Annotated in this window: 27 protein-coding genes; 18 read left to right on the top strand and 9 right to left on the bottom strand. The window is 72.6% G+C overall.

The window, feature by feature from the left end; all coding sequences use genetic code 11:
* Positions 1 to 205: 205 nt before the first annotated feature.
* Complete coding sequence (locus BG452_RS04615) at positions 206 to 712, bottom strand: GNAT family N-acetyltransferase (RefSeq protein ID WP_188302859.1); 507 nt, start codon at positions 710 to 712, stop codon at positions 206 to 208.
* Between the two features lie 95 nt (positions 713 to 807).
* On the opposite strand from BG452_RS04615, the gene BG452_RS04610 reads away from it, so the two are divergent.
* The gene (locus tag BG452_RS04610) at positions 808 to 1296 is read left to right on the top strand and encodes an LURP-one-related/scramblase family protein (protein WP_188302858.1); all 489 of its coding nucleotides are present in this window, start codon (positions 808 to 810) and stop codon (positions 1294 to 1296) included.
* 1 nt (position 1297) lies between these two features.
* Here the strand turns inward: BG452_RS04610 and BG452_RS04605 are convergent, their stop codons facing one another.
* Positions 1298 to 1630, bottom strand: a complete 333-nt coding sequence (locus BG452_RS04605) for a winged helix-turn-helix transcriptional regulator (RefSeq protein ID WP_188302857.1) — start codon at positions 1628 to 1630, stop codon at positions 1298 to 1300.
* Between the two features lie 97 nt (positions 1631 to 1727).
* On the opposite strand from BG452_RS04605, the gene BG452_RS04600 reads away from it, so the two are divergent.
* The gene (locus tag BG452_RS04600) at positions 1728 to 2618 is read left to right on the top strand and encodes an NAD(P)-dependent oxidoreductase (RefSeq protein ID WP_188302856.1); all 891 of its coding nucleotides are present in this window, start codon (positions 1728 to 1730) and stop codon (positions 2616 to 2618) included.
* 23 nt (positions 2619 to 2641) lie between these two features.
* Positions 2642 to 3232 (top strand): GNAT family N-acetyltransferase, encoded by a 591-nt coding sequence (locus BG452_RS04595; RefSeq protein ID WP_188302855.1) that lies wholly within the window; start codon positions 2642 to 2644, stop codon positions 3230 to 3232.
* Here the strand turns inward: BG452_RS04595 and BG452_RS04590 are convergent.
* The gene (locus BG452_RS04590) at positions 3223 to 4284 is read right to left on the bottom strand and encodes an aldo/keto reductase (protein ID WP_188302854.1); all 1062 of its coding nucleotides are present in this window, start codon (positions 4282 to 4284) and stop codon (positions 3223 to 3225) included. The two genes, BG452_RS04595 and BG452_RS04590, sit on opposite strands and share 10 nt — an antisense overlap.
* A 403-nt stretch (positions 4285 to 4687) precedes the next feature.
* On the opposite strand from BG452_RS04590, the gene BG452_RS45305 reads away from it, so the two are divergent.
* From BG452_RS45305 to cutA, 5 genes are all read left to right on the top strand, one after another.
* Positions 4688 to 4966, top strand: a complete 279-nt coding sequence (locus BG452_RS45305) for a hypothetical protein (protein WP_223241748.1) — start codon at positions 4688 to 4690, stop codon at positions 4964 to 4966.
* Entirely contained in the window at positions 4963 to 5181 is a 219-nt protein-coding gene (locus BG452_RS45300) for a hypothetical protein (protein ID WP_223241747.1), read from the top strand. The genes BG452_RS45305 and BG452_RS45300 overlap by 4 nt, the downstream gene beginning before the upstream one ends.
* A gap of 64 nt (positions 5182 to 5245) precedes the next feature.
* A complete protein-coding gene (locus BG452_RS04580; RefSeq protein WP_188302853.1) occupies positions 5246 to 6205 on the top strand; it encodes an NAD(P)/FAD-dependent oxidoreductase in 960 nt (319 codons plus the stop codon).
* An 89-nt stretch (positions 6206 to 6294) separates the two neighbouring features.
* Complete coding sequence (locus BG452_RS04575; RefSeq protein WP_188302852.1) at positions 6295 to 7200, top strand: class I SAM-dependent methyltransferase; 906 nt, start codon at positions 6295 to 6297, stop codon at positions 7198 to 7200.
* A 114-nt stretch (positions 7201 to 7314) separates the two neighbouring features.
* Positions 7315 to 7644, top strand: a complete 330-nt coding sequence (gene cutA / locus BG452_RS04570; RefSeq protein ID WP_188302851.1) for a divalent-cation tolerance protein CutA — start codon at positions 7315 to 7317, stop codon at positions 7642 to 7644.
* Positions 7645 to 7660: 16 nt separating this feature from the next.
* Here the strand turns inward: cutA and BG452_RS04565 are convergent, their stop codons facing one another.
* Together BG452_RS04565 and BG452_RS04560 are read right to left on the bottom strand one after the other, a co-directional pair.
* On the bottom strand, positions 7661 to 8311 hold the full coding sequence (locus tag BG452_RS04565) for a LuxR C-terminal-related transcriptional regulator (protein ID WP_188302850.1): 651 nt from the start codon (positions 8309 to 8311) through the stop codon (positions 7661 to 7663).
* The gene (locus BG452_RS04560; RefSeq protein WP_188302849.1) at positions 8275 to 9642 is read right to left on the bottom strand and encodes a sensor histidine kinase; all 1368 of its coding nucleotides are present in this window, start codon (positions 9640 to 9642) and stop codon (positions 8275 to 8277) included. Before BG452_RS04560 ends, BG452_RS04565 begins: the two co-directional genes overlap by 37 nt.
* A gap of 267 nt (positions 9643 to 9909) precedes the next feature.
* On the opposite strand from BG452_RS04560, the gene BG452_RS04555 reads away from it, so the two are divergent.
* Positions 9910 to 11958: a serine hydrolase domain-containing protein gene (locus BG452_RS04555; protein WP_188302848.1), complete on the top strand. Its 2049-nt coding sequence runs from the start codon at positions 9910 to 9912 to the stop codon at positions 11956 to 11958.
* Positions 11959 to 12056: 98 nt separating this feature from the next.
* Here BG452_RS04555 and BG452_RS46920 read toward each other — a convergent pair whose 3' ends face one another.
* Positions 12057 to 12188, bottom strand: coding sequence for a hypothetical protein (locus BG452_RS46920; protein WP_262985974.1), 132 nt, complete (start codon positions 12186 to 12188; stop codon positions 12057 to 12059).
* 340 nt (positions 12189 to 12528) lie between these two features.
* Between BG452_RS46920 and BG452_RS04550 the strand changes: the two genes are divergently transcribed.
* The 3 genes from BG452_RS04550 to metG all read left to right on the top strand — a co-directional run bounded on the left by BG452_RS04550 (position 12529) and on the right by metG (position 15482).
* A complete protein-coding gene (locus BG452_RS04550) occupies positions 12529 to 13377 on the top strand; it encodes a helix-turn-helix domain-containing protein (protein WP_188302847.1) in 849 nt (282 codons plus the stop codon).
* Positions 13374 to 13574, top strand: coding sequence for a DUF397 domain-containing protein (locus BG452_RS04545; protein ID WP_188302846.1), 201 nt, complete (start codon positions 13374 to 13376; stop codon positions 13572 to 13574). The genes BG452_RS04550 and BG452_RS04545 overlap by 4 nt, the downstream gene beginning before the upstream one ends.
* Positions 13575 to 13760: 186 nt before the next feature.
* The gene (metG, locus tag BG452_RS04540; RefSeq protein ID WP_188302845.1) at positions 13761 to 15482 is read left to right on the top strand and encodes a methionine--tRNA ligase; all 1722 of its coding nucleotides are present in this window, start codon (positions 13761 to 13763) and stop codon (positions 15480 to 15482) included.
* Between the two features lie 147 nt (positions 15483 to 15629).
* Here metG and sbnB read toward each other — a convergent pair whose 3' ends face one another.
* Positions 15630 to 16637 carry a 2,3-diaminopropionate biosynthesis protein SbnB gene (gene sbnB / locus BG452_RS04535; RefSeq protein WP_188302844.1) on the bottom strand — a complete coding sequence of 336 codons (1008 nt, stop codon included), beginning with the start codon at positions 16635 to 16637 and terminating at the stop codon, positions 15630 to 15632.
* 43 nt (positions 16638 to 16680) lie between these two features.
* Positions 16681 to 18909, bottom strand: coding sequence for an MMPL family transporter (locus BG452_RS04530; RefSeq protein WP_188302843.1), 2229 nt, complete (start codon positions 18907 to 18909; stop codon positions 16681 to 16683).
* Between the two features lie 455 nt (positions 18910 to 19364).
* Here BG452_RS04530 and BG452_RS04525 point away from each other — a divergent pair, with 455 nt between their 5' ends.
* Both BG452_RS04525 and BG452_RS04520 read left to right on the top strand, forming a co-directional pair.
* On the top strand, positions 19365 to 20489 hold the full coding sequence (locus BG452_RS04525) for an ATP-binding cassette domain-containing protein (RefSeq protein WP_188302842.1): 1125 nt from the start codon (positions 19365 to 19367) through the stop codon (positions 20487 to 20489).
* Positions 20486 to 21304: an ABC transporter permease gene (locus BG452_RS04520; protein WP_188302841.1), complete on the top strand. Its 819-nt coding sequence runs from the start codon at positions 20486 to 20488 to the stop codon at positions 21302 to 21304. The genes BG452_RS04525 and BG452_RS04520 overlap by 4 nt, the downstream gene beginning before the upstream one ends.
* Before the next feature lie 80 nt (positions 21305 to 21384).
* On the opposite strand, the gene BG452_RS04515 is transcribed toward BG452_RS04520, so the two are convergent.
* A complete protein-coding gene (locus tag BG452_RS04515; protein ID WP_188302840.1) occupies positions 21385 to 22398 on the bottom strand; it encodes a helix-turn-helix transcriptional regulator in 1014 nt (337 codons plus the stop codon).
* 153 nt (positions 22399 to 22551) lie between these two features.
* Here BG452_RS04515 and BG452_RS04510 point away from each other — a divergent pair, with 153 nt between their 5' ends.
* From BG452_RS04510 to BG452_RS04495, 4 genes are all read left to right on the top strand, one after another.
* Entirely contained in the window at positions 22552 to 22854 is a 303-nt protein-coding gene (locus tag BG452_RS04510) for a hypothetical protein (RefSeq protein WP_188302839.1), read from the top strand.
* 253 nt (positions 22855 to 23107) lie between these two features.
* Positions 23108 to 23326: a hypothetical protein gene (locus tag BG452_RS04505; RefSeq protein ID WP_188302838.1), complete on the top strand. Its 219-nt coding sequence runs from the start codon at positions 23108 to 23110 to the stop codon at positions 23324 to 23326.
* Between the two features lie 305 nt (positions 23327 to 23631).
* On the top strand, positions 23632 to 24639 hold the full coding sequence (gene sbnA / locus BG452_RS04500) for a 2,3-diaminopropionate biosynthesis protein SbnA (RefSeq protein WP_188302837.1): 1008 nt from the start codon (positions 23632 to 23634) through the stop codon (positions 24637 to 24639).
* A partial coding sequence (locus BG452_RS04495; protein ID WP_223241746.1) for a condensation domain-containing protein occupies positions 24636 to 26238 on the top strand: 1603 nt, incomplete at its 3' end. The genes sbnA and BG452_RS04495, both read left to right, overlap by 4 nt.

The following is a 26238-nucleotide window of genomic DNA, read 5'->3' as shown; positions in this document are numbered from 1 at the left end:
GGGGGGGGGGGGGGGGGGGGGGGGGGGGGGGGGGGGGGGGGGGGGGGGGGGGGGGGGGGGGGGGGGGGGGGGGGGGGGGGGGGGGGGGGGGGGGGGGGGGGGGGGGGGGGGGGGGGGGGGGGGGGGGTGTGAGGGGTGTTGTGGGCGCGCGGGCTTTCGCCCTGCGCGTCCGTGCTGGGGTAGGGAGGGCGCGGGGGCGCGGATGTTACGGGTGGGGGAGATCGGCCTGCCAGCGGGTTTCGCCGTCCTGGGTGTGGGGGGTGGGGTGGAGGCCGAGGGTGCGGGCGATGTGGGCGGAGGCGTGGTGGTCGGGGTGGATGTGGGCGAGGGCGGTGGTGAGGCCGGTGGCGGTGAGGTGGGTGAGGAGGGCGCGGGCGGCTTCGGTGGCCAGGCCGCGGCCCTGCCAGGGGGTGCCGACCACCCAGGCGAGTTCGGCTTCGGCGGCCGCGGGGTGGACGGTGGCCTGGACGTAGCCGGTCAGGGTGCCGTCGGCGCGCAGGCGCAGGACCCAGTTGGCCCAGATCTCGGTGGGGTCGGGGGAGCCGGCGGCGAGCCGGGCGCAGCGGGCGCGCTGTTCCTCGGGGGTGGCGGGGCGGCCGCCGGTGAAGGTGTGCAGGGCGGGGTCGGCGAGGGCGGCGGCGAGTTCGTCGGCGTGGTCGGGGGTGAGGGGGAGGAGGTCGAGGCGTGCGGTGTGCAGGGGTGTGATCAGCATGGCGTTATTGAAGCGGTGCGGCGCGGCGGTGCTTCGCGGCGGGTGCGGGGGCGGGTCGAATGGGTGGTTCGAGTCCGACGACGGAGGAGGTTGTGGTGCGGTACCTGGTCAGGGAGAAGCTGTTCGCGGTCGGTGACGACTACTGGATCGAGGACGACCGGGGGCACAAGGCCTACCTGGTGGACGGCAAGGTGCTGCGGCTGCGGCACACCTTCGAACTGAAGGACGCCCACGGGCGGGTGGTCGCCGTGGTGAGGGAGAAGATGCTCACCGTCCGCGACGCGATGAAGATCGAGGACGCCGACGGCGAGGTGGTCGCGACCGTACGGGAGAAGCTGTTCACCCCGTTCCGGGACAAGTACCTGGTGGAGCTGGCCTCCGGCGGCGAGCTGCGGATCCACGGCGATCTGATCGACAAGGACTACCGGATCGAGAACCACCACGGGGACCGGCTCGCCCGGATCTCGCGCAAGTGGTTCCGGGTGCGCGACACGTACGGGGTGGAGATCGCGGACGGGGCGGACACCGGGCTGCTGCTCGCGATCGCGGCGTGTGTCGACCACTTGGTGGAGGAGGAGCACTGAGTCATCGGTGCAGGACGTGGCTCCGGCCCCAGGCTCCCAGCGGGGCCAGTGCCGCGTTCAGGTGCCGTCCCGCGTCGGTCAGCGCGTACTCGACGCGGGGCGGGACCTCGTCGTGGGCCTCCCGGTGCACGATGCCGTCCGCCTCCAGCTCGCGCAGGTGGGCGGTCAGCACCTTCTCGGTGATCCCCGGGACCAGCCGGCGCAGTTCGCCGAAGCGGCAGTGCGGGCGCTCGCCGAGGGCCCACAGGATCAGCACCTTCCACTTGCCGCCGATCACGTCCATCGCGGCGTCGATCCCGCAGACGTGCGCCCCCGGCCTCGGCACGGTTGCCATGGCCCACCCCTTCCGACCTCGTCGCTCACCCCAGGGTAACCACCCACTCCGAAGTGCGTACTTGATCACGGGTGGGGCCTGGCCGAGGCTGATCGGCATGGGAGAGAAGGCAGTTGAGGGGTGCGGGAAGAGTGCTGTGGTGCTGCTCGGGCTGGGGGCGATGGGCAGCGCGCTGGGGCGGGCCTGGCTCGCCGCCGGGCATGCGTTGACGGTGTGGAACCGGTCCGGTGGGCGTGCCGGACCGCTTGCGGAGGAGGGGGCGGTGGTTGCGGGTACCGCCGCCGGGGCGGTCGCGGCCGGGCGGTTGGTGGTGGTCTGCCTGCTGGACGACGAGTCCGTCGAACAGGCTTTGGCCGGGGTGGAGTTGGCGGGGAAGGACGTGGTCAATCTGGTCACCGGCACCCCGGGGCAGGCCCGCGCCCGGGCCGTCTGGGCCGAGGCGCGTGGGGCCCGCTACCTGGACGGCGGGATCATGGCCGTTCCACCGATGATCGGCGTCCCCGGGGCCGGGGCGTACGTGTTCTACAGCGGTTCGGGGGAGTTGTTCGAGGAGCACCGGGAGGTGCTGACCGTCCCGGCCGGGGCCCGGTACGTCGGGGCGGACGCCGGGTACGCGGCGCTGCACGACGTGGCGCTGCTCAGCGCGATGTACGGGATGTTCGCCGGGGTCGCCCACGCCTTCGCGCTGGTGCGTGGGGAGGCGGTGGAGCCGGGCGATCTGGCGCCGCTGCTGGGGAGTTGGCTCACCGCGATGGCCGGGTCGGTGGAGCGGACGGCGGCGCGGCTGGAGAGCGGGGACTACGCCACGGGTGTGGTCTCCGGCCTGGGGATGCAGGTGGCGGGCAAGGAGACGCTGCTGCGCACCGCCGAGGAGCAGCGGGTGAGCGTCGAGCTGCTGTCCCCGTACTTTCGGTTGATGGAGCACCGGCTGGCCCTCGGCGGCGGTGCCGAGGACCTCACCGGGGTGGTCGACCTGCTGCGGCGGTGAGGGCCGGCCGGTAACGTACCGGCATGGCTGACCTTGAAGAACGCGCCAATGTCGTCGCGTCCGGCCCGCGGTGGACCGGGGCGGGGGTGGGCGTCCGCCGGCGCCGCGCCGCCGACCTCGCCGACTGCGTACGGGCCCTGGGCGACGTCCACGCCACCGACGGCTACCCCGCCGAATGGCCCGAGCGGCCCGCCGCCTGGCTCACCCCGGACGGCCTGCTGGCCGCCTGGGTCGCCGAGGCGGACGGCCGGATCGCCGGCCACATCGGGCTGGTCCGCAGCGGCCCCGGGGACCTGGCCCCCGGACTGTGGAGCCTGCGCACCGGCGGCAGACCGGAACTCACCGCCGTGATCGGCCGGTTGTACGTCGCCCCGGCGGCCCGCGGCCGGGACGCCGGCGCCCGGCTGCTGGCCCACGCCGTGGTGCACGCCCGGACGCTCGGGCTGCACCCGGTGCTCGACGTGCTCGCCACCGACACCGCCGCCCTGGCCCTCTACCGCCGCCTCGGCTGGACCCTGCTCGGCAGCGGCGAACAGCGGTGGGCCTCCGGCCGTACCGTCCTCGTCCACTGCTTCGCCGCGCCGAGGGGGGACGGTCGGCTCCCTTACGCCTGACCGGCCGAGCGGTCGGGGGTCGGGCGGCGGCGCAGGGCCGGGGTGGTGAGGGACGGGGGCTGCCAGGCGCCGTCGGCCTGGTAGAGGTCGGTACCGGGCGGGACGATGGCGTCGATCCGGTCCAGGGTGGCGTCGTCCAGGACGAGGTCGGCGGCCTTGAGGGCGGATTCGAGCTGGTCCATGGTGCGCGGGCCGATGATCACCGAGGTGACGGCGGGGTGGGCCAGCGGGAAGGCGGTGGCCAGTTCGGGCAGGGTGCGGCCGAGGCCGTCGGCGAGTTCGGTGAAGGCCTCGACCGCGTCCAGCTTGGTGGCCGTGGTGGGCAGCGCCGGGTCGAAGCGGCCCGGGTTGATGGCGGGGCGCCCGGTGCTGAGGTCGACCGGGCGGCCCTTGCGGTAGCAGCCGGTGAGGAAGCCGCCGGCCAGCGGGCCCCAGGTCAGCGCGCCCATGCCGAGCCGCTGCACCACCGGCAGGACGTCCCGCTCGATGCCGCGGGCGAGCAGCGAGTAGGGCGGCTGCTCGGTGCGGAAGCGGGGCAGGGCGCGGCGCTCGGCGACGTGGTGGGCGTCCACGATCTGCTCGGCGGGGAAGGTCGAGCAGCCGAAGGCGAGGATCTTGCCGGCCCGGACGAGGTCGCCCAGGGCGGCGAGGGTCTCCTCGATGTCGGTGGTGTGGTCCGGCCGGTGGATCTGGTAGAGGTCGATCCGGTCGGTGCGCAGCCGGCGCAGGCTCTCCTCGACCTCGCGGACGATCCAGCGCCGGGAGTTGCCGCCGCGGCCCCGGCCCTCGCCCATCGGGAAGTGCGCCTTGGTGGCGAGCACGATGTCGTCCCGGTCGCCGCGGGCGGCCAGGGTCTTGCCGACGATCTCCTCGGACTCGCCGGCCGAGTAGATGTCGGCGGTGTCGACGAAGGTGATGCCCCGGTCGAGTGCGGTGTTGATGATCCGGGCGCAGTCGTCGTGGTCGGGGTTGCCGATGGCGCCGAACATCATCGTGCCGAGGCAGTAGGCGCTGACCTCGATGCCGGTGCCGCCGAGGGCGCGGTAGCGCATGGGGGGTCCTTAGGTCGGTCGATCGGTCGATCGGTCGATCGGTGGGGCGGTGCTGCGGTGCTGCGGTGCTGAGGTGGGGCGGTGCTGCGGTGGTGGGTCAGAGGCTAGGAGTTGGAGTGCGCTCGAAGGCAAGGGGTCGGCGGGATCCCCCCGGGCGGGGGAGCGGGATGGGCATCCAGGGGGAGGCCGGGGCGGGGCCGGGCGGGCGAGCCTGGGGCCATGGTGGCGCGCGGGTGGGTCAGGAGCGGCGCTGGCGGCGGCCGGGGCGCTGCTGCTGGCCGGCGCCGCCCGGGCCCGGCGGCCGGTCGCGGACGGGCCCTCGGCGGCCCGCCCGGCTCCTTCGTCGGCCCCGGCGGCTGTCCAACTCGCCGCCTGGGCGGGGAGTCTGGCCTTCCTGCCGTACGTGGTGATGAAGCTGGTCTGGGCGTTCGGCGGCAGCTTCGCCGGGATCGGCGGCGACCGGATGTACGCGAGCTACGGGCACAACGGCTCCTCCGGGCTGTGGCTCGCCCTGGAGCGCTGGGGGCTGGACGGGACGGTGCTGCCGGCGGCGGTCGGGGTGTTCCTGCTGTGGGGGCTGGTGCGGCCGTGGGGGCAGGTGTTCCCGCGCTGGACCCTGCCGTTGCGCGGCCGCGCCGGCCGCGCCGGCTGCCGCTCGCCCCGGCGCTGCTGGGTGCGGTGACGCTGGTGCCGTACGGGCTGGTCGGGATCGGCTACCTGTCGCTGTGCTCGGTCGGGGTGGTCGGTATCCGGCAGGGCGAGCCGGCCACGCCCGGGCGGGCTCTGCAGGTGGCCTGGGTCGGGGCAGGCGCCTTCGCCGGGTACGGGGTGGCGCTGGCGGTGGCCGCCCGCTCGTACTGGCGGCGGACCGGGGGCGGGGCGGGAGGTGTTTGCTGAGATGGCAACAAAGCTTGCCGATACCGGATGGTCGGCCGCAGCCTGGCGGTGGAGGTGAGCGACGATGAGCGAGAAGAGTACGGCGGAGCGCTACGACGTGGTCGTGGTCGGTGCCGGTGCGGCGGGACTGAACGCGGCCCTGGTGCTGGGCCGGGCCCGGCGGCGGGTCGCGGTGGTCGACGCGGGTGAACCGCGCAACGCCCCCGCCGCCCACCTGCAGGGCTTCCTGAGCCGGGACGGCATGCCCCCGGCCGCGCTGCTCGCGGTCGGCCGGGCGGAGGTCACCCGGTACGGGGTGGACCTGATCGACGGACGGGTCGAGGACGCCGGACCGACCGAACTCGGCTTCGTCGTCCACCTGGCGGGCGGGCCGGTGCTGCACGCACGCCGGCTGGTCGTCGCCACCGGGCTGCGGGACGGGCTGCCGGAACTGCCCGGCCTCGCCGAACGCTGGGGCCGGGATGTGCTGCACTGCCCGTACTGCCACGGCTGGGAGGTCCGCGACCGCCCGCTCGGGGTGCTCGGCACCGCCCCGGGGGCGGTCGGCCAGGCGCTGCTGCTGCGGCAGTGGTCGGCCGACGTGGTGCTGCTCGCCCACACCCTGGCGCCGACCGACACCGAGCGCGAGCGCCTCGCGGCGCGCGGCGTACGGGTGGTCGAGGGCCGGATCGTCCGGCTGGTCGCCGACGACGGACGGCTGCGCGGCGTCGAACTCGACAACGGGCAGGTGGTGACCCGCGATGCGGTGTTCGTCGTCCCGCAGCCGATGCCCCGGGACGCGCTGCTCTTCGGCCTGGACTGCGCCCGGGACGACAACGGCTGGGTCACCACCGACCGGACCGGCCGCACCAGCGTGCCCGGCGTCTGGGCGGTCGGCAACGTCGCCGACCCGCGCGCCCAGGTGGTCAGCGCCGCGGGGATGGGCGCGGCCGCAGCCTTCGCCCTGAACCACGACCTGCTGGACGAGGAGATCGGCCGGGCGGTCGGGCTCAGCCGCGCGTCCGGTCCGGCGCTGCCCGTCTGAGCGGGCAGGCTGCCATCGATCCACCCAGCGCCGATCCATCGACGATCCAGCGCCGACCAGCGCCGATCCAGCCACCGAGAGGGGACACCATGTCCGCACACCAGCACCGCCAGCAGCAGCCCGGGCACGGGCACGGGCATGCGCACGGCCACGGGCAGGTGCCCGCCGCCGACCTCGACTGGGACGCCCTCGCGGCGCACCTGGAACAGGAGGCCGAACTGCGCGCCGAGGCCGTCACCGGGGCCGGGCACTGGCTGTCCGGTCTCGCCGGGGACGGCGGGGTGCGCCGGGTGCTCGACGTCGGCGCCGGGCCCGGGGTGATCGCCGGGCTGCTCGCGGACGTCTTCCCGGCGGCCGAGGTGGTCGCCGTCGACCAGTCGGCCGCCCTGCTGGAGCGCGCCCGGACCCGCTCCGGCGGCCGGCTCGGTACCCAACAGGCTGACCTGCCCGCCGAGTTCGACAAGCTCGGCGAGGCCGACCTGATCTGGTCCGGCAACGCCATCCACCACCTCGGCGACCAGCAGGCCGCGCTCACCGCCCTGGCCGGACGGCTGCGCCCCGGCGGGCTGCTCGCCGTCGCCGAGAGCGGACTGCCGCCGCGGTTCCTGCCCCGCGACTTCGGTCTCGGCCGGCCCGGCTTCCAGGCCCGGCTGGACGCCGCGCACGAGGACGGCTTCGCCACCATGCGGGCCGAACTGCCGGGCGCCACCGAGGAGATCGAGGACTGGCCGGCCATGCTGCGGCGGGCCGGGCTCGCGCCCAGCGGCACCCGCACCTTCCTGGTCGACCGCCCGGCCCCGCTGGAGCGCCCGGTCCGCGCGTACCTGCGCACCCAGCTCGCCCGGCGCCACGACCAGCTCGCCGAGGTGCTCGACCCGGAGGACCGCGCCACCCTGGAGGCGTTGATCGACGAGGACGCCCCGACCGGGATCCTGCACCGGCCGGACGCCTTCTACCTGTCCGCGATGACCGTCCACACCGCCCGCAGGGCGTAGCCACCCCCGTCGCCCCCGGCCCCGTCCGCCCGCGCTTCCGAGGCCGTGGCGGGCGGGGCCGGGCTGGGGTGTCGGGCTGGGGTGTCGGCTGCGGGCCGGGGCTAGTCTCGGGGGATGGCAGTGAACGGGCAGGGCTTCGTCGTGGTGACCACCACCCACGAGAGTGAGGAGCAGGCCCGCGCGCTGGCCTCCGCCGTGGTGCGGGAGCGGCTGGCGGCCTGCGCCCAGGTGTACCCCGTGCGGTCGGTGTTCTGGTGGGAGGGCGAGGTGCGGGACGCCGAGGAGTGGCGGATCGACCTCAAGACCCGGGCCGAACTCGCCGACCGGCTGGCCGGGTTCGTCGCCGAGCGGCACCCGTACGAGACGCCCGAGGTGATCGCCGTGCCGGTGGTGTCCGGCAGCCCCGGCTACCTGCGCTGGGTGGCCGGGGAGACCGCCTCGTAGGGCCGGTCCTCGCGGGTCAGGGGGCGACCTGGAGGAAGGCCAGCACCGCCAGCACCCGGCGGTGGTCCTCCTCGGAGGGCGGCAGGTCGAGCTTGAGGAAGATGTTCGCGGTGTGCTTCTTCACCGCCCGCTCGGTGATCACCATCCGCTCGGCGATCGCCCCGTTCGAGCGGCCCTCCGCCATCAGCTCCAGCACCTCGCGCTCACGCGGCGTCAGGCGCCCGATCGGCTTGGTGCGTTCGGTGTTGCTGACCAGCATCGCGATCACCTGCGGGTCGAGGGCGGTGCCGCCCGCCGCCACCCGGTGGACCGTCGCCACGAACTCGTCGGGGTCGAAGACCCGGTCCTTCAGCAGGTAGCCGATCGCGCCGCTGCCGTCGGCGAGCAACTCCTTGGCGTAGAGCTGCTCCACGTACTGGGACAGCACGAGCACCGGCAGACCTGGGATCTGCCGGCGCGCTTCCAGAGCCGCCTGCAGGCCCTCGTCGGTGAACGTCGGGGGCAGTCGTACGTCGACGACTGCCACGTCCGGCCGTTCGGTGAGGAGGGCCTGCAGGAGGTCCGGTCCGGTGTCCACCGCGGCCACGACCTCGAAGTCGTAGGCCTGCAGCATCCGGATCAGACCGTCCCTCAGGAGGAAGAGGTCCTCCGCGAGTACAACTCGCACGGCAGCTCCATCGTCAGGGTCGTGGGGCCGCCGAGCGGGCTGCGGACGGCCAGGACTCCGTCGAAGGTAGCAAGTCGGCGCTCCAGGCCGCGCAGGCCGGTGCCGCGGGAGGGGTCGGCGCCGCCGGTGCCGTCGTCGGTGATCTGGGCCTTCAGGGTGCCGTTCTCGTACCAGAGTTGGACGTCGACGTGGGCGGCGCCGGAGTGCTTGGCGGCGTTGGTGAGGGCCTCGGAGACGGCGAAGTAGATGGCGGACTCGACCGGGGCCTCGGGGCGGCCGGGCAGTTCGGCGGAGACGGTCACGTTCAGCGGGCTGTCCATGCCCAGGGCCCGGACGGCGTCGGCCAGTCCGCGGTCGGCGAGCACCGGCGGGTGGATGCCGCGGACCAGGTCGCGCAGCTCGTTGAGGGCGGAGGCGGAGGCCTGGCGGGTCTCGGCGAGCAGCTGCTTGGCGGCCTCCGGGTCCCGCTCGACCAGCCGCTCGGCGACGCCCAGGTTCATGCCCATGGCCACCAGCCGGGCCTGGGCGCCGTCGTGGAGGTCCCGCTCGATCCGGCGCAGCTCGGCGGCCTGGGTGGTCAGCGCGTCGCGCCGGGTCTCGGTGAGGTGGGCGACCTTGCGCTCGGCGGCCAGCGCCTCGGCCCGGGCGGTCGGGCCGAGCAGCGCCTTGGCGAGCGCGGTGTGGCCGCGCAGGGCGGCGGGGGCGAGTGCCAGGCCGGCCAGCATCACCGGGACGCCGAACAGGGCGGCGGTGCCGGCCGTGGCCGAGTCGGTGACGTGGAACCACAGGTACCAGGTGTTGCCGCCGTTGTCGGCGAGCGACTGCCAGACCTGGGGCAGCACCAGGCCGAAGACGCCGTAGGCGACCACCGCGAGCGGGAGCAGCGCCATCGTGAGGCCGATCAGCGGATCGACCAGCAGCCAGAGCAGGTCGCGCCAGGTGGCCTGGTCCGACAGCATCGCCTGGCAGCGCTTCCAGGCGCCCTTGAAGCCCGCCTCGGCGTCCGGCAGCGGCTGGTACGGGTCGCGGATCTCCACCCCGGACCAGCGGGCGGCCAGCCGGCGCCGCAGGCCGGCCAGGCCGCGGACCGCCAGGATGGTGGGCGGCACCAGCAGGGCGCCGACGCCGAGGCCGAGCAGGGAGGCGGTGACGGTGGCGGCGGTCAGCAGCAGGAGCTGCGGCACCGCGAAGGCGGCCAGGGCCGGGCCGCGGAAGAGCGAGGCGACGGCGTTGCGCAGCGCGCCGAGCGGGTTCCGTCGGCCGGTGCGGCCGCTCGTGGTGTCGGTCTTCTGCACGTTGCTCACAACTCCCGTGGTGATGCTGCTGGTCATGACCGCTCGGCCCCTTCCGTGACGGCCTCGCGGCCGGTATCCCTACCCGTTGCGTTGCTTGCTGACGACAACAAGACTGCCGTCCGGCGCCGCTTCGATCACTGGGCCCTGGACCCCTGTTGGTGGTACCTGGGTACACCCCCCGATCGACGCCCAGAGGCCATGTCCCGGAGGTGCCCCCCGACCTAGTGTTGGGGGTGTCGGGAAGCGACCCGCCGCAGGGCGCCGGAGCTTCCACAAGCCACTTGTACCGAACGGGAGTTCACCATGAGCGTGCGACGTGCCGAGGGGAACCGGCCGCTGGTCCGGCGGGGTTGGGTGCGACTGATCCTGGTGCTCGCGGCGATCGGTCTGTTCCTGTACGGGCTCACGCCGGACCGGGCCCACGCGGCCACCACGACGGAGGGCAGCGGGAGTTCGGCGGCGGCGGGCGGCTCGACGGCACCACCCGACCCCGGGTCGGTGAAGCGGCTGTTGGACGAGATCGTGCCGAAACTGCTCGCCGAGCACAAGATCCCCGGCGCGGCGGTCAGCGTGGTGGCCGGCGGGCAGCAGGTCTTCGCCGGCGGGTACGGGGTCTCCGACGTGCCCGGTCACAAGGCCGTCGACCCGGCCCGGACGGCGTTCTTCATGGGCTCCGACGCCAAGGTGTTCACCGCCGTGGCCGTCCTCCAGCAGGTCCGGGCCGGGAAGTTGGACCTCCACGCGGACGTCAACACCTACCTGACCGGCTTCCGGATCAAGGACAGCTACCCGGGGCACCCGGTCACCGTGGAGAACCTGCTCACCCACACCGGGGGCTTCGACGACACCTTCATGGGCCTCGCCGAGACCGGACCGGAGCACATCGGCAGCCTGGGGGCCACCTTGGCCGCCCACCAGCCGAACCGGGTCCGGGCGCCCGGGGTGACCGCCGCGTACGACAACTACGGCGTCGCGCTGGCCGGTTACCTGGTCGAGGTGGTCTCCGGACAGCCGTTCGACCAGTACGTCGCCGAGCACGTCCTGCAGCCGCTCGGCATGGACCGCACCACCTTCACCCAGCCGCACCCGGCCGGCATCGACGCCGACCTCGCCCACGGCTACCGGCCCGACGGGGACGGGCAGACCGAGACCAAGGGGCTGTACGGGCCGCTCACCCCGACCGGCGCGGCCGCCGTCACCACCGTCACCGACATGGGGCGGCTGATGCTCGCCCAGCTGCAGGGGGGCTCGCTGGACGGCCGCTCGATCCTCGACCGGGAGGGCGACGGCCTGCTGCTCGCCCGCCACTTCGGGCCCGACCAGCGGATCCCCGGCATGGCGTACCTGCTCGAACAGCGCAACCGCAACGGGCAGCAGCTGCTGGTCAAGGACGGCGACGTGCCCGGCTTCCACAGCAACCTGGCGCTGCTGCCGGCGCGCGGGGTGGGGCTGTACGTGACCGTCAACGGGGACGGCGAGGACGCCACCGGCGGGTGGACGACCCAGCAGGTGCTCAACGCCTTCGTGGACCGCTTCTACCCGGCTTCCACTGCCGCCGCCGCGCCGGCGACGGTGGGCGGGGACCTCGGCAAGTACACCGGCGACTACCGGTCGACCCGGGTCAGCCAGTCCAACCTGACCAAGGCGGCGGCGCTGATGGGCTCCGTCCACATCGCGGCCCGGGACGGGAAGCTGGTCGTGACCGGGCCGGTCAGCCGCGACCCGAGCGTCACCGAGACGCAGTGGGAGCAGGTGCAGCCGGGGCTCTTCCAGCAGGTCGGCGGCGCGGCGCAGCTCGCCTTCGAGCTGAACGGCGACGGGGACGTCGTCTCGATGCTGACGGACGGCGACCCGACCATCGCCTACCAGCCGCTGGCCTGGTACCAGGCCCCCGAGCTGCACCAACGGATCGCGATCGGGAGCCTGGCGGTGCTGGGGCTCACCGTGATCGGCTGGCTGGTGGCCGCGGTGGTGCGGTCCGCGCGGGGCAAGGGGCGGGCCGGGCAGCCGGTGGCGCGGCTGCTGGGGTGGGTGACCGGGGCGGTGCTGGTCGCCGCCACGGTGTGCTTCGCGCTCCTCACCTCGGACTCCAACGCGCTCAACCAGACGCTGTTCCTGGGGGATTCGGCGCTGCTGACGGTGGTGCCGGCGATGTACGCGGGGGCGGCGGTGCTCACCCTGCTGATGGTGGTCTGCGCGGTGATCGCCTGGCGGCGCGGCTGGTGGGGGGTGTTCGGTCGGCTGCACTACACCGGGGTGACGGTGGCGGCGCTGCTGTTCCTGGTGCTGGCGGGGGGCTACGACCTGATCGGGACGGGGTACGTGGCCGGGTCGCTGGATCTGATCGGGTGAGGGCGGGTGCGGGGGAACGGGAGGGCCCGGGGCCGGGGAGGCTCCGGGCCCTCCGGCGTTTCCGGGGCGTGCGCTCTCGGGAGGGTGGGGGTGATTCGCTACTCGGGCCGGCTGGGGGCGGGCGGGCGGGGGGTGAAGTCGCGCTTTGTCGCTCGGAGTTCCCGGGGTTGGACGTTGACCAGCCAGACCAGCCAGCCGACGAATAGGACGGCGAGGAGGAGGGCGGACAATCCCGCGACGAGAAGGGCATTCACCGGGTTGCGGAAATGCGGTGGGGGCGAGGGGGAAGGCGGAGAGGCGGGTGAAGGGGCATGGCTGTCTCCGGTCGGTGATGTCGAGCGCCCTGACCATGCATCTGGTGTGTATTTACGGCTGATTGGCGACTGTTTAGGGGACAACAAGTCAGTGAGTGACACGGATGACCCTAGAGTCAGGGTGCCAGAGTTGCTACCGAGGGACTGGACGTTCACTCCATCGTGGGGTATCGCCCAATTCGCTAGCTAGGGCCGGGTGTGCACGGCACACTTCACCGGAAGCATCGACCGTAGCCGCGATCCGGAGAAGAGAGTCATGCCACCCCGCTTGTCGCCGACCGTGCGCCAGCAGCGCCTGGGGATCGAACTGCGCAAGATGCGCGAACGCATGGGCGTGACGCCCAAAAGCCTGGCCGCCACGATCGGCACCGACCTGCCCAAGATCTCCCAGATGGAGAACGGGAAGTCGGGCATCAGCGCCGAGCGGCTGCGGCTCTGGGCGCGCACCTGCGGCTGCCCGGAGGGCCCGTACCTGGACGCGTTGCTCGCCATGACGCAGGACCGCCGGAAGTACTGGTGGGACGGCTACCGGGGGCGGATGCCCAGCGGGATCGTCGACATCGCGGAGATGGAACACCACGCGGCGTCGCTGTCCATCCTGAACAGCACCTTCATCCCCGGGCTGCTGCAGACCCCGGACTACGCGGCCGCGGTGTTCGAGCGGCTCCCCGCGCAGCACCGGCAGGAGGCGGAGGTCCGGAAGGCATTCAGGATTCGGCGCCAGCAGATCTTCGTGGACCGTCCGAAGCCGTACAGCGCAATCCTGCACGAATCCGCGCTGCGGATGCAGTTCGGCGGCCCCGAAGTGCTGCGCGCCCAGTTGGTGGGCCTGCTGGAGAATTCCGAGCGCCCCGGTGTGGAGATCCGGGTGATCCCGTTCAGCGTCCCCACCTACACCGGGTCCGGGGAGAGCCTGTACCTCGCCCGCGGGCCCGTCCCGGAGCTCGACACCGTCCAGATCGACCTCTCCCACGGGCCGAAGTTCGTGCACTCCGAAGCGGAATTGGCCTCCTACCGGCGGATCAAGGAGAAGACCGCGGCGATCGCGCTCGGGACGGCGGAGTCCCAGGACTTCATCCGGGCCTTACTGAAAGATTTCGCATGAACGTTTGGCGCAAGGCGTCGGCCAGCGGTGAGAGCACCGACTGCGTCGAGGTCAGAGCGAGGGCCGGTCTGGTGGAGATCCGTGAGTCGGACCGGCCCGACGTGGTGGTGCGGACGACGCCGCGCAAGTGGGCGGCGTTCGTCCGCGGGGTGAAGGCCGGGGAGTTCGACCGGTACGCCGAGCTGCCCCGGCTGTGAACCCGGCCGTGAACCCGGGCGTGAATCGCCCGTGAACCCGCCCGTGACCCGGTCGTGGGCGTGGCCGTGAGGCGGAACGGACCGCCGGCCCGGCGGCGGTAGGCTTGGCAGCCCACAGTGGACCCCTGCGCCTGGCACAGCACTCCGGGTGGGGTGCGCGTGCGGGAGAAATCGGAGCATCCGAGGATGGCTCGGCACCTGATCACCAGCGCCCTTCCGTACATCAACGGGATCAAGCACCTGGGCAACATGGTCGGGTCGATGCTCCCGGCGGACGTCTACTCCCGCTACCTGCGCCAACGCGGCCACGAGGTGCTGTACATCTGCGCCACCGACGAGCACGGCACGCCCGCCGAACTGGCCGCCCAGGAGGCCGGGCTGCCGGTCGCCGAGTTCTGCGCCCGGGCGCACGACGCGCAGCAGGCGGTGTACGACGGCTTCGGGATGTCCTTCGACCACTTCGGCCGCAGCTCCTCCCCGCAGAACCGGGAGATCACCCAGGAGATCGCCCGCGAGCTGCAGCGCAACGGCTTCATCGAGGAGCGCGCGATCCGCCAGGTGTACTCCAACGCCGACGGCCGCTTCCTGCCGGACCGCTACATCGTCGGCACCTGCCCGCACTGCGGCTACGACAAGGCGCGCGGCGACCAGTGCGAGAACTGCACCCGGGTGCTGGACCCGACCGACCTGCTGGAGCCGCGCTCGGCGATCAGCGGCAGCTCCGACCTCGAGGTCCGGGAGACCCGGCACCTGTTCCTGCTCCAGTCGAAGCTGACCGCGGAGGTCGAGGCCTGGATCGCCGCGCACGGCGACGACTGGCCGGTGCTGGCCTCCTCGATCGCCCGCAAGTGGCTGACCGAGGGCCTGCAGGACCGCTCGATCACCCGCGACCTGGAGTGGGGCGTCCCGGTGCCGGCCGACGTGTGGCCCGAACTGGCCGCCGAGGGCAAGGTGTTCTACGTCTGGTTCGACGCCCCGATCGAGTACATCGGCGCCACCAAGGAGTGGGCGGACGCCGCCCCGGCCGGGCAGGACCGGGACTGGAAGTCCTGGTGGTACGAGGCCGACGAGACCGTCCGCTACACCGAGTTCATGGCCAAGGACAACGTCCCGTTCCACACCGTGATGTTCCCGGCGACGATCCTCGGCTCGCGCCGCCCGTGGAAGAAGGTCGACTACGTCAAGGCCTTCAACTGGCTGACGTACTACGGCGGGAAGTTCTCCACCAGCCAGAAGCGCGGCATCTTCACCGACATCGCGCTGGAGCTGCTGCCGGCCGACTACTGGCGCTACTTCCTGATGGCGCACGCCCCCGAGTCGGACGACTCCAGCTTCACCTGGGACCTCTTCGCCTCGGTGGTCAACAAGGACCTCGCCGACACCCTCGGCAACTTCGTCAACCGGGTGCTCTCGTTCAGCCGCAAGCGCTTCGGCGACGACGTCCCGGCCGGGGCGGAGCCGGGCGAGGCCGAGGCGCGGCTGGGCGGGCAGATCGCCGGCCTGCTGGCCGAGTACGAGGCCCAGCTGGAGGCGCTCAACTTCCGCAAGGCCGCCCAGGCGCTGCGCGCGCTGTGGAGCGCGGGCAACTCCTACCTGGACGAGACGGCGCCCTGGCGGCAGGTGAAGACCGACCCGGAGGCGGCGGCGCTGACCCTGCGGACGGCGATGAACCTGATCCACCTGTACGCGGTGGTGTCCGAGCCGTTCATCCCGGCCGCGGCGGCGGCGATGCGCGGCGCCTTCGCGCTGCCCGCGGACGAGCGCACCTGGATCACCGGGGACGAGGCGCGGGCGCTGGACCTCGTGCCGGCCGGAACGCCGTTCACCGTGCCGCCGGTGCTGTTCGCGAAGATCACCGACGAGGACCTGGCGGCCTGGACCGCCCGGTTCGGCGGTACGGAGGCGTAGGGCGGGAGGCGAGGGCGTGTCCTAGGGCGCACGAACCCCACGAGGGCCCCGACCGTTCACCGGTCGGGGCCCTCGTCGGTGGTGACGGGCCCGCTGGGGGACGGACCCGGTGTCAGCGGTCCCGGTGGGGCGGGGCCGCGCTGAGGACTACCAGCGGCTGGTCTCCGCGAAGAAGCCGGGGATCTCGGTGGCCTTGCCCGCGGCCACCGCCTCGTCGTGCACCAGCGCGCCGACCGCGAGGTCGAGCACGCCGAGGCCGAAGGGGGAGAAGACCACCGGGCGGTCGGTGCCGACGGCGACCTCGCCCTCGATCACCTGGGCGAGCGTGCCGGTGACGAACTCCCGGTTGCCGTACAGCTGTTCGGCCAGGTGCGGGGAGGTGTTCGCCTTCATGCAGTGCTCCACGTCGTCGAGCACGTTGTACGCGCCGCCGATGATCTCCGGGGCGAGGTCGCGCAGCGAGATGTTGAGCACCAGCTGGCCGGGGGCGAAGGTCTCCGGGTCGAGGATGTACGGCTCGCCCGCGGTGGTGGCCAGCACCACCACGTCGGCGCCCTTGAGCGCCTCCGCCAGGTCCTCCACCACCCGTGCCGGGTAACCGAGTTCGGCGTCGGCGTGGTCGACCAGCGCCCGGGCGTACTCGGCCTTGCGGTCGTGCACCACCAGCTCGTCGATCGCCCACTGCTGGGCGCCGAAGAACTCCAGGATGTTGCGGGCGATGATGCCGGCGCCGACCACCGCGAGCCGGCCCGCCGTACGGCCGCCGCTGAGCACCTCGGCGGCGAGCACGGCGGAGGCCGCGGTGCGGGCCGCGCTGATCTGCGAGGCCTCCAGGACGGCGAACGGGTAGCCGGTCTCGTAGTCGTTCAGCAGCAGGGCGGCCGAGGCGCGCGGGACGCCCCGCTCGATGTTGGCCGGGAAGCTGCTGATCCACTTGATGCCGGCCAGGCCGACACCGCCGCCGAGGTAGGCCGGGAGGGCGATGATCCGGGCGTCGGGCTTGGCCGGGAACCGCAGGAAGTAGCTGTCGGGGTTCACGGACTCGCCGGCGCCGTGGGTCAGGTAGGTCTCCCGGACCTCCTGGACGATCCGCGGGCGGGCTCCCGCGATGACCTCGCGGGCGGTGGTGCCGTCGATGACTCTGAACTCGAACACGGTGGTGGGCTCCAGTGCTGAACGGAGGAGGAGGGGCGCCTGGTCAGCCGACGTAGGCGGTGCCGGCGGGCTCGTGCTGCCCGTTGGCGGCGTGCGCCCCGGAGGAGTGGGCGCGGGCGGTGCGACCGCCGCCCAGCCAGCGCGGCAGGTACCAGTTGCCGTCACCGAGCAGGGCCATCACCGCGGGCAGCAGCACCGCGCGGACCAGGGTGGCGTCCAGCAGGACCGCGACCGCCAGGCCGATGCCGAGCTGCTTGAAGTCCTGCATGCCCAGGGTGCCGAAGACCGCGAACACCGCGACCATGATCAGACCGGCGCTGGTGACCACCCCGGCGGTGTTGCGGATGCCGAGGCCGACCGCCTCCCGGCTGGACTTGCCGGAGAGGTGGGCCTCGCGGATCCGGGAGACCACGAACACGTGGTAGTCCATCGAGAGGCCGAAGAGGACCACGAAGACGAACAGCGGCATCCAGGACTCGATCGCCCCCGGCGCCTTGGTGCCGACGATCGAGGCGCCCCAGCCGTGCTGGAACACCGCGGTCATCACGCCGTACGCGGCCGCCACCGAGAGCAGGTTGAGCAGGATCGAGGTGATCGAGATGGTCAGCGAGCGGAAGGAGAAGAGCATCAGCAGGAAGGTGACGCCCATGACGAAGCCGAACACCGGGAGGATGCTCTTGTCCAGCTGGTTGTTGTAGTCGACCGAGAAGGCGAGGTCGCCGGCGACCAGCGCGGTGGTGCCCGGCACCGCCTTCAGGGTCTGCGGGACGATCTGCCCGCGCAGCGCCGTCAGGGCCGCCTTGGAGGTGTCGTCGGTGCCGTTGCCCGCCAGCGGAACGCTGATCTGGGCGATGTTCTTGTCCTTCCAGTACCGCACGTCGATCTGGTTGCCGGTCTTGCCCGAGGCCAGCGCGGCCTGCTTGAAGTCCTCGACGGCCTTGGCGATCTGCGGCGAGTCGATGTTGTCGGCCTTGACCACCACGGTGGCGGGCGAGGGCGAGCCGGGGAACTCCCGGTCGATCCGCTGCGAGACCGAGACCAGCGGGTTGTCCGAGGGCAGCAGCTTGTCCATGCCGAGCTTCTCGGTCTTCATGCCGAGCGCCGGCAGGGCCAGCGCCACCAGCACGGCGGCGGCCAGCGTGGCGAAGATCCCGGGGCGGGCCAGCACGCCGCGCAGCAGCGCGTTGGCGGGCTTGACGTTGGCCGCGGAGGCCTGGCGGCGCTTGCTGATCCACGGGATCCGGCCGGACGCGACCTTGTCGCCGAGCATCGACATCAGGGCCGGCAGCACGGTCATCGAGCCGACCACCGAGACGGCGACGACCTCGATGGTGGCCATCGCGAAGCCCTCGAAGACGGTCAGTCCGGAGAGGAACATGCCCGCCATCGCGACCATCACGGTGAGGCCGGAGACCAGCACCGAGTGGCCCGAGGTGTGGGCGGCGATCCGCAGCGCGGTCGCCTTGTCCCGGCCGGCCGCCCGCTCCTCGCGCTCACGGCGCAGGTAGAACAGGCAGTAGTCGACGCCGACGGCGAGGCCCATCAGGAACATCACCGAGTTGGTCATGCCGTCCACCGGCACGGCCTGGCTGCTCAGCGCGAGCAGGCCCATGGCGCCGATGCAGGCGGTGACCGCCAGGGCGACCGGCAGCACGGCCGCCACGAAGGCGCCGAAGACCACCAGCAGGATGCCCAACGCGACTGGCAGCGCGGTCAGTTCGGCGCGGGTGAAGTCATCGCCGAGGCTGTCGTTGATGCCCTTGAGGGCGGTCGCGCCACCGAACTCGCCGAGGGTCACCTGCGGGTGGGCCTTGGCGGTGTCCTGCACCGCGGTGATCACCGGGTCGATCCGGTCGGCCGCGGTGTCCGGGTCGCCGGTGACGGCGAACATGATGAGCGCCGAGTGCTTGTCGGCCGAGAAGGCCTGGGTGGTGTACGGGTCGCGCAGGTTCTCCGCGAGACCGGTCTTGCCGACCGCGTCGGCGGTGGCCTGGACGGCGCTGCGGAACTCCGGGGAGTCCGAGGTCAGGCCGTCGCTGTGGACCAGGATCAGCTCGTTGACCGGATCGTTGATCCCGGCGTCCTTCAGGACCTGGGCGGCGCGACCCGACTCCCCGGTCCCGTAGTCGGCCTGGGTCAGGCTCTTCTGGCCGGCCATGCCACCGAGCACGGTGACCAGGACGACCAGGATGATCCAGCCGAAGACAGCGGTCTTGCGGTGCTGGGCACTCCACTCGCCCAGCCTGGCCGCGAAATTCCTTTGACTTGCCATTACCTCTCCTGCGATCGGCGGCATGATCAAGCCGCAGTGGCGACAGTCGGGTTGGGATGTGTCCTCACCGGCATGAGGGGGACCGGCGGAATACCCATGACCGTAGAGCGTCCCGAACGGCTGCGGGGCCTCCGGGACTTGCAGCATCCTGCGGTGGCAAGCTGCTGCCAGCGGAGCCGGGCCGGAGCCCCTTACCGGGCCCGATTCCCCGGTGCTACGGTCGGTCACGTTGAGGGACAACCATTCGAGCGGACCACATTCGGGTGACGCCGGGCCAATGATTCGGGAAATCCGGCCGGCCGCCCCACGCGACCGACCGGTCGTCGAGTACGTCGGGACCCGACCGGGCCGACCTCCGCACGATTCCAACGAATTTCGTGATTCCACGCCGGGAATTCGCTCCGGCGTCTGTTTTCCGAACGATCCACTGACCTCCGTGGAAGGGGGAATGAATGATGGACACCGCGATTCGGGCGACCGGACTGGGCAAGAGATACGGCGATCACCACGCGCTCAAGGGCGTGGACCTGGAGGTGGCGGCCGGCACCGTCCTCGGCCTGCTCGGCCCCAACGGCGCCGGCAAGACCACCACCGTCCGGCTCCTGGCGACCCTGCTGGAACCGGACCAGGGGCGGGCCGAGGTGGCCGGCTTCGACGTGGTCCGCCAGCAGCGCCAGGTGCGCCGGCGGATCGGCCTGGCCGGCCAGTACGCCGCCGTGGACGGGCTGCTCACCGGCCGCGAGAACCTCGAACTCCTGGGCCGGCTGCTGCACCTGGGCCGCAAGGGCGCCCGCGGGCGGGCGGCCGAACTGCTCGCCCGGTTCGAGCTGGAGGACGCCGCCGAGAAGCCGGCCCAGACCTACTCCGGCGGCATGCGCCGCCGGCTGGACCTGGCCGCCGCGCTGATCGGCCGGCCCGAGGTGCTGTTCCTGGACGAGCCGACCACCGGGCTGGACCCGGCGAGCCGGCTGGTGCTCTGGGAGATGGTCCGCGAGCAGGTCGCCCAGGGGGTGACCGTGCTGCTCACCACCCAGTACCTGGAGGAGGCCGACTTCCTGGCCGACCGCATCCTGGTGATCGACACCGGCCAGGTGATCGCCGAGGGCACCCCGGACGAGCTCAAGCGCAAGGTCGGCGAGGAGTGGCTGGAAGTGGGCGTCGCCACCGACGCGGCCCTTCCGCAGGCCCTGGCCGTCCTCGCCCCGGTGGCCGCCGCCCAGCCCGAGGTGGACCGCACCGGGCGCCGGATCACCGTCCAACTGGCCGACGGCATCGGCACGATCGCCGCCGCCGCGGTCGCCCTGGAGACGGCCGGCGTGCCGGTGACGGACTTCGCGCTGCGCCGCCCGTCGCTGGACGACGTGTTCTTCCACCTGACCGGGCGCGGCACCCAGTTGGGCCGGGCCCCCGAGGAGGCGGCCCGGCAGACCGAGCAGGCCGGCCAGAGCGCCCAGAGCGCCCAGAGCGCTCAGAGCGCTCAGAGCGCTCAGAGCGGCCAGAGCGACCCGGACGAGCAGCACGGGCCGGACGAGCGCGAACCGGTGGCGGCCGCCACCGGACGGACGGGAGACCAGCAGTGAGTGACATCGGCGCCCCGGCCGGCTTCGGCACGGCCCTCGGAGACACCGCCGCGCTGATCGGCCGCCACCTGCGGCACCTGCGGCGTACCCCGGAGAAGGTCATCGCGATCACCCTGACCCCGGTGACCATGGTGGTCGTGCTCGGCTACCTGTTCGCCAGCGTGGTGACGGTGACCGGCTCCGGCGAGTACCACGACTACGTGATGGCCGGGGTGTTCGCCCAGGTCGGCCTGACCTGCGTCGGCGTCGCCGCGCTGGGCGTGGCCACCGACCTGCGCACCGGGCTGATCGACCGCTTCCGCTCGCTGCCGATGGGCCGCTCCGCCGTGCTGGTCAGCCACACCGCGGCCGACCTGCTGACCGCCGCGGCCGCCACCTTCGCGGTCGCCCTGGCCGGCCTCGGGGTCGGCTGGCGGATCCACCAGGACGTCGGCTCGGCGGCGCTGGGCTTCGTGCTGGTGCTGGCCTTCGCCTACGCGATGCTCTGGCTGGGCGCGCTGGTCGGCATGCTGATGCGCAACGCCGAGGCGATCAACGGCATTTCGGCGCTGTTCCTGGTGGTGCTGTCATTCCTGTCCAACTCGTTCATGCCGCTGACCGGGCTGCCCGCCTGGCTGCGCGCGGTGGCCGAGTGGAACCCGGTCAGCCTCGTGGCCGCGGCCTGCCGGGAGCTGTGGGGCAACGCCCCGACAGTGGTCGGGGACAGCCTGCCGGACCGGCACCCGGTGCTGCTCGCGGTGATCGTGGTGGCGGCCCTGCTCGCAGTGCTGATCCCGGTGAACCTGCGGGTCTACCGCACCGCGGTGACGCGTTGACGGTCCACCGGGCAGGCCGGTCCGGGCGGGGCGGTACGCGTCCTGCCCGGACCGGCCGTTGGTGTGGGCGCGCGGGGTGCTCAGTCGACCTCGCGCGCCGACGCGCCGCCCTGCAGCAGACCGCGCTCGCCGGCGATCACCCCGGCCTGGAAGCGGCTCCGGCCGCCGAGCCAGGCCATCAGCTCCGCCGTGATCCGGCGCGAGGTGCGCACCGAGACGCCGAGCTTGCGGGCCACCACCTCGTCGGTGTGGCCCTGGGCGAGCAGGCTGAGCACCGCCATCGCCTGCGGGTTGAGGCCCTCGGCCCCCTTGGCCGGGGCCTTTCCGAACGGGGCGGCGTTCTCCCAGACGTACTCGAACAGCGCGCAGAGCGCGGAGACCAGTCCGGGACCGGACAGCACCAGGGCCCCCACGCTGGTGTCGTCCGGATCGGTGGGCACGACGGCGACCTTGCGGTCGAATATCACCAGGCGCATCGGGAGCGACGGGGCGACCCGCACCCGGGCGCCCCGCTCGGTGAGCCAGTCCAGGTGGGAGATGGTGCCGCCGTCGTTGGCGGCGCTCTCCAGGTAGATGCTGCGCATCTGCACGCCGCGGTCGAAGACCTCCTGGTCGGCGACCTGCCCGGCTCTGCGGGCGGCCGGCGACTGTCCGCCGCCGGTCGCGAAGCCCATGATCTCGCTGGTGCAGGAGTGCGAGAGCTCCTCCAGCCGCAGCCGGATCTGGTCGACGCCCTCCAACTGCTCGACGCCCAGGCCCCGTTCACCCTTGCGGTTCTCCGCGTACTGGGCGACGAGCTTGGCGGCCTCCAGCCTGCTCTGGGCGATCTGGCGCTGCCGCTCGGCGAGTTCGGCCTCCTGGCGGCCGATCAGCATGGCCAGGCTGACCTCGGGGTTGACCAGGAGGAGGTGCCCGGGCTCCAGTTCGGAGTGCCTGATCAGGGTGAGCCGGGCCAGCCCGTCCAGGGCGTCCCGGACCCGTTGTTCGGGCCAGTCGAGGTCCTGCGCCACCGCCGCGATGCCGAGTTCGGGACGGGTCAGCACCGTCCGGTACACGGCCTCGGCGTCGGGATCCAGTCCTAACACTGACAGCACCGCCTGCCCCCCCGATGTTTCGAGCCTGATGACGCCACGTCATTGCCGGATCTCGGGGGCATGCTACGACACCCTGCCCACAACCACCCGCCGTTTCGGGGCCATGCCCTTTCCTGCGGACTTCGCGCGGGTCCACCCACGAGAGGATTTGACATGTATATCACTGTCGGACGTCTGGTTCGGGGTAAGGTCGGACCGGAACAGGTCACGCCCGACAAACTCGTCGAACTGCTTCGGAAGGCCGCCCAGCCGGCCGACGGACTGGAGCACGTTTACGTCGAGATCGACCCCCTCGGTGCCGATCTTGTCTTCTTTCTCGGCCCGCCCAAATCCGGAGAGTTGGATTCCGCCGCGCAACGGATCACCCGCCGTTGCCTACGTGACGCGCCTGAACTGCGCGGATGGCGGCTGGCGGCCGAATTCAGCGACGACCGGCTGCCGTTGTTGGAGGAGTGACCCGCGGTGCCGGCGCTGTGCAGGGTGCTGCCAGGGCAGGACCCTGACATGGAGAACTGTGGCACGGAACGTGTGTGCGAGACAGACTTGGTCATGCCGAAGGGGGCCGGAACCCCCTTCCGGAGGATTCGAGAGCCGGTCCCGCGCGGTCATTCACCGCGGGAATTGAACCAGGCACAGCACTCATCCGTATCACCTGTCTCGCCGCCGCCGATTTAACGGCCCGCGGCTCCATTGTCACCGGGGGTTCATCATGAGCAGCATCACCGTTGTCGCCGCCCGTACCGCCGCCGTCCTCGGCCTGCTGGTCGCCGGCGTCGCCCTCACCGCGCCGGTCGCCGGCGCCGTCACCGCGGCGGCTGCCCCGGTCGCCAAGGGCGCCGGTTCCGTGCACGGTGACGACATCATCTGGGACGGCCCGGTCGGCAAGGGCGCCGGTTCCGTGCACGGCGACGACATCATCTGGGACTGACATCCCGTCACCCGGCGCGAAGGGGCCCGAAGCCCTTTCGCCGGATTCGGGATCCGGGTCCGCCCCGCATTCAGCGCGGAAGCCGGATCCGGCAGAGCGCTCATCCGTTCCAGCCGATTCGCCGCCGTCGATTCCACGGCCCGCGACTCCATTTGCCACCGGGGGTTCATCATGAGCAGCATCACCGTTGTCGCCGCCCGCGCCGCCGCCGTCCCGGCCGCCACGGGCACCGGTTCCGTGCGGGGCGACGACATCATCTGGGACTGACGTCCCGTCACTCACTCCACTGCGAAGGGGGACGGGCGATGCCCATCATCAGAACGCCGCAGGAGTTCAACGAGGATGAACTCTTCGTCGACCTGCGGGCGATGTTCGACTACCCGCTGTACCTCAAGTGCGAGGGCTTCAACTTCGCCGGCTCCGTCAAGCTCAAGGCGGCCCTCAGCATGGTCGACGCCGCCGAGCGCGACGGGCGGCTGAACGAGGGCTCCATCCTGGTGGAGTCCTCCTCGGGGAACCTCGGGATGGCGCTGAGCATGATCGCCTCCGTCCGGGGCTATCAGTTCATCTGCGTCGTCGACCCACGTACCAATCTGTCCACGCGTCAGCTCATCGAAACACTCGGCGGCAAGGTGCACATGATCACCGAGCCCTCGCCGGAGACCGGGTTCCTGGGTGCCCGGCTCGACTACGTCCGTGAGCTGTGCGCTTCCTCGCCGCGCTACGTCTGGCTGAACCAGCACGCCAACCCGGACAACTGGCGGGCCCACTACCGCACCACGGCTCCGGCGATCCTCCGGCAGTTCCCGGACCTGGAAATGCTGTTCATCGGCGCCGGCACCACCGGCACGCTGATGGGCTGCGCCCGTTACTTCAAGGAGCACCGGCCCGCCACCCGGATCGTCGCGGTGGACAGCGTCGGCTCCGTCACCTTCGGCGGCGAGCCCGGACCGCGGATGCTCCCCGGCCTCGGCGCCGGCGTCCGGCCCGCCCTGCTGGACGAGACGTTCGTCGACGACGTGGTGCACGTGCCCGAGATCGACACCGTCCGCACCTGTCACCGGCTCGCCCGCGGCGGCTTCCTGTTCGGCGGCTCCACCGGCACGGTGGTCAGCGGAGCGGCGGCCTGGCTGGCGGAGCACCGGGCCGGCCGGGACGACGTCGTCGCCGTCGCCGTCTCGCCCGACCTGGGTGACCGCTACCTCGACACCATCTACCAGAGCGCGTGGGTGCGCGACATCTACGGCGTCGACGCACTGGATGCGGTCGAACGCCTGGCGCCGCCCAACGCCATTGCCACGGGGGTAAGATGACGATGCGTCACATCGCGCGTCTTTTTGAAGCAGTGCATCCCGAAGAACTGCCGCTGTCCGATGCCCAGCGCGAGATGTGGTTCGCCCAGCAGCTCGACCCGGGCAACCCGGTGTTCACCATGGCGGACTGCCTGGAGCTGACCGGCCCGCTGGACCACGGCCGGCTGCGCGCCGCCTGGCAGCGCGTGCAGGACCGCACCGAGTGCCTGCGGGTGCGCTTCGCCGAGCGCGACGGCCAACCGGTGCAGATCGTCGAGCCACCCCGTGAGCGTCCCCTCCCCGTGCTCGACCTGACCGGCGAGTCCGACCCGCTGGCCGCCGCTGAAACGTTTCTGGAGACCGACCGGCAGCTGCCGTCCACCCTCGGCCCCGACTCCCTCGCTGCCACCCTGCTGCTGATCGGCCCCGAACTGGCCTGGCTGTACGTCAAGGCCAACCACATCCTGCTGGACGGCTTCAGCCGCACCCTGGTCTACCGCCGGCTCGCCGCCGAGTACGACCTGCCCGACGCCGAGCCCGCCACCGACCCGACCCTGGCCGAACTGCTCGCCGAGGAGCGCGACTACCTCGCCTCCCCCACCCACGACCGCGACCGCGCCTACTGGGCCGAGCGGCTGGCCGACGGCATCGAACCCACCGTGCTCTCCGGCCACCTCGGCTCGCCCGCCCGCGCCACCCTGCGCAGCACCGGCCTCATCCCGGCCGACACCGTCACCAGGCTGCAGGACGCCGCCTGGGCCGAGCGGGTCACCTGGCAGACCCTGCTCATCGGCGCCACCGCCGGCTGCCTGGCCCAGCTCTGCGGCACCGACCGGGTCGTCCTGACCCTGCCGGTCGCCGCCCGGACCACCCCGCTCGCCCAGTCCGTCCCCGGCATGCGCGCCAACTTCCTGCCGCTGCCGGTCTCCGCCCACCCCGCGCTCGGCCGCGACGGCCTGCTCACCCAGGTCGCCGCCGCTCTGCGCGGCACGCTGCGCCACCAGCGCCACCGGCACGACGCGATCCGCCGCGAGCTCGGACTCACCGGCGACGCCGGCCGCACCTTCGGCCCGACCGTCAACGTGCTGCAGACCGGCGGCGAGTTCGCCCTCGGCGACTGCCGCGCCGAGGTCCGCAACCTGTCCACCGGCCCCGTCCCGGACCTCCAGATCCTCTTCCTGGACAACGGCACGGAGGGCTGCGAACTGCGGGTCGACGGCGACGCCGACCGCTACCCGCAGGACCGGCTGGACCTCTTCCGCGACGCCCTGCTCGGCTACCTCGCCGAGTTCGCCACCGTCTCCACCGAACTGCCCGTCGGCCGGATCACCGCGCTGCCCGAGCCCGAGCGCGAGCGCGTCCTGGTCGAGTGGAACAGCTACGGGCAGCAGCCCGAGGTCTTCACCGACGTGCTGCCCCGGATCCGCGCCCTCGCCCTGGCCCGGCCGGCCGCCGTCGCCGTCCAGGACGACGCCGGCCGGCTCGACTACGCCGAACTGGTCGCCCGGGCCAGCGCCCTCTCCCGCCGGCTGCTCGCCGCCGGCGCCGGACCGGACCGGCTGGTGGCGATCGCCGCCGCCCCCGGCACCGGCTTCGTGACCGCCGTCCTCGGCGTGCTCG

Source organism: Streptomyces sp. CBMA123 (assembly GCF_014596465.1).
In the GTDB taxonomy this organism is placed as follows: domain Bacteria; phylum Actinomycetota; class Actinomycetes; order Streptomycetales; family Streptomycetaceae; genus Kitasatospora.
This window is presented reverse-complemented; position numbering and strand designations above follow the sequence as displayed.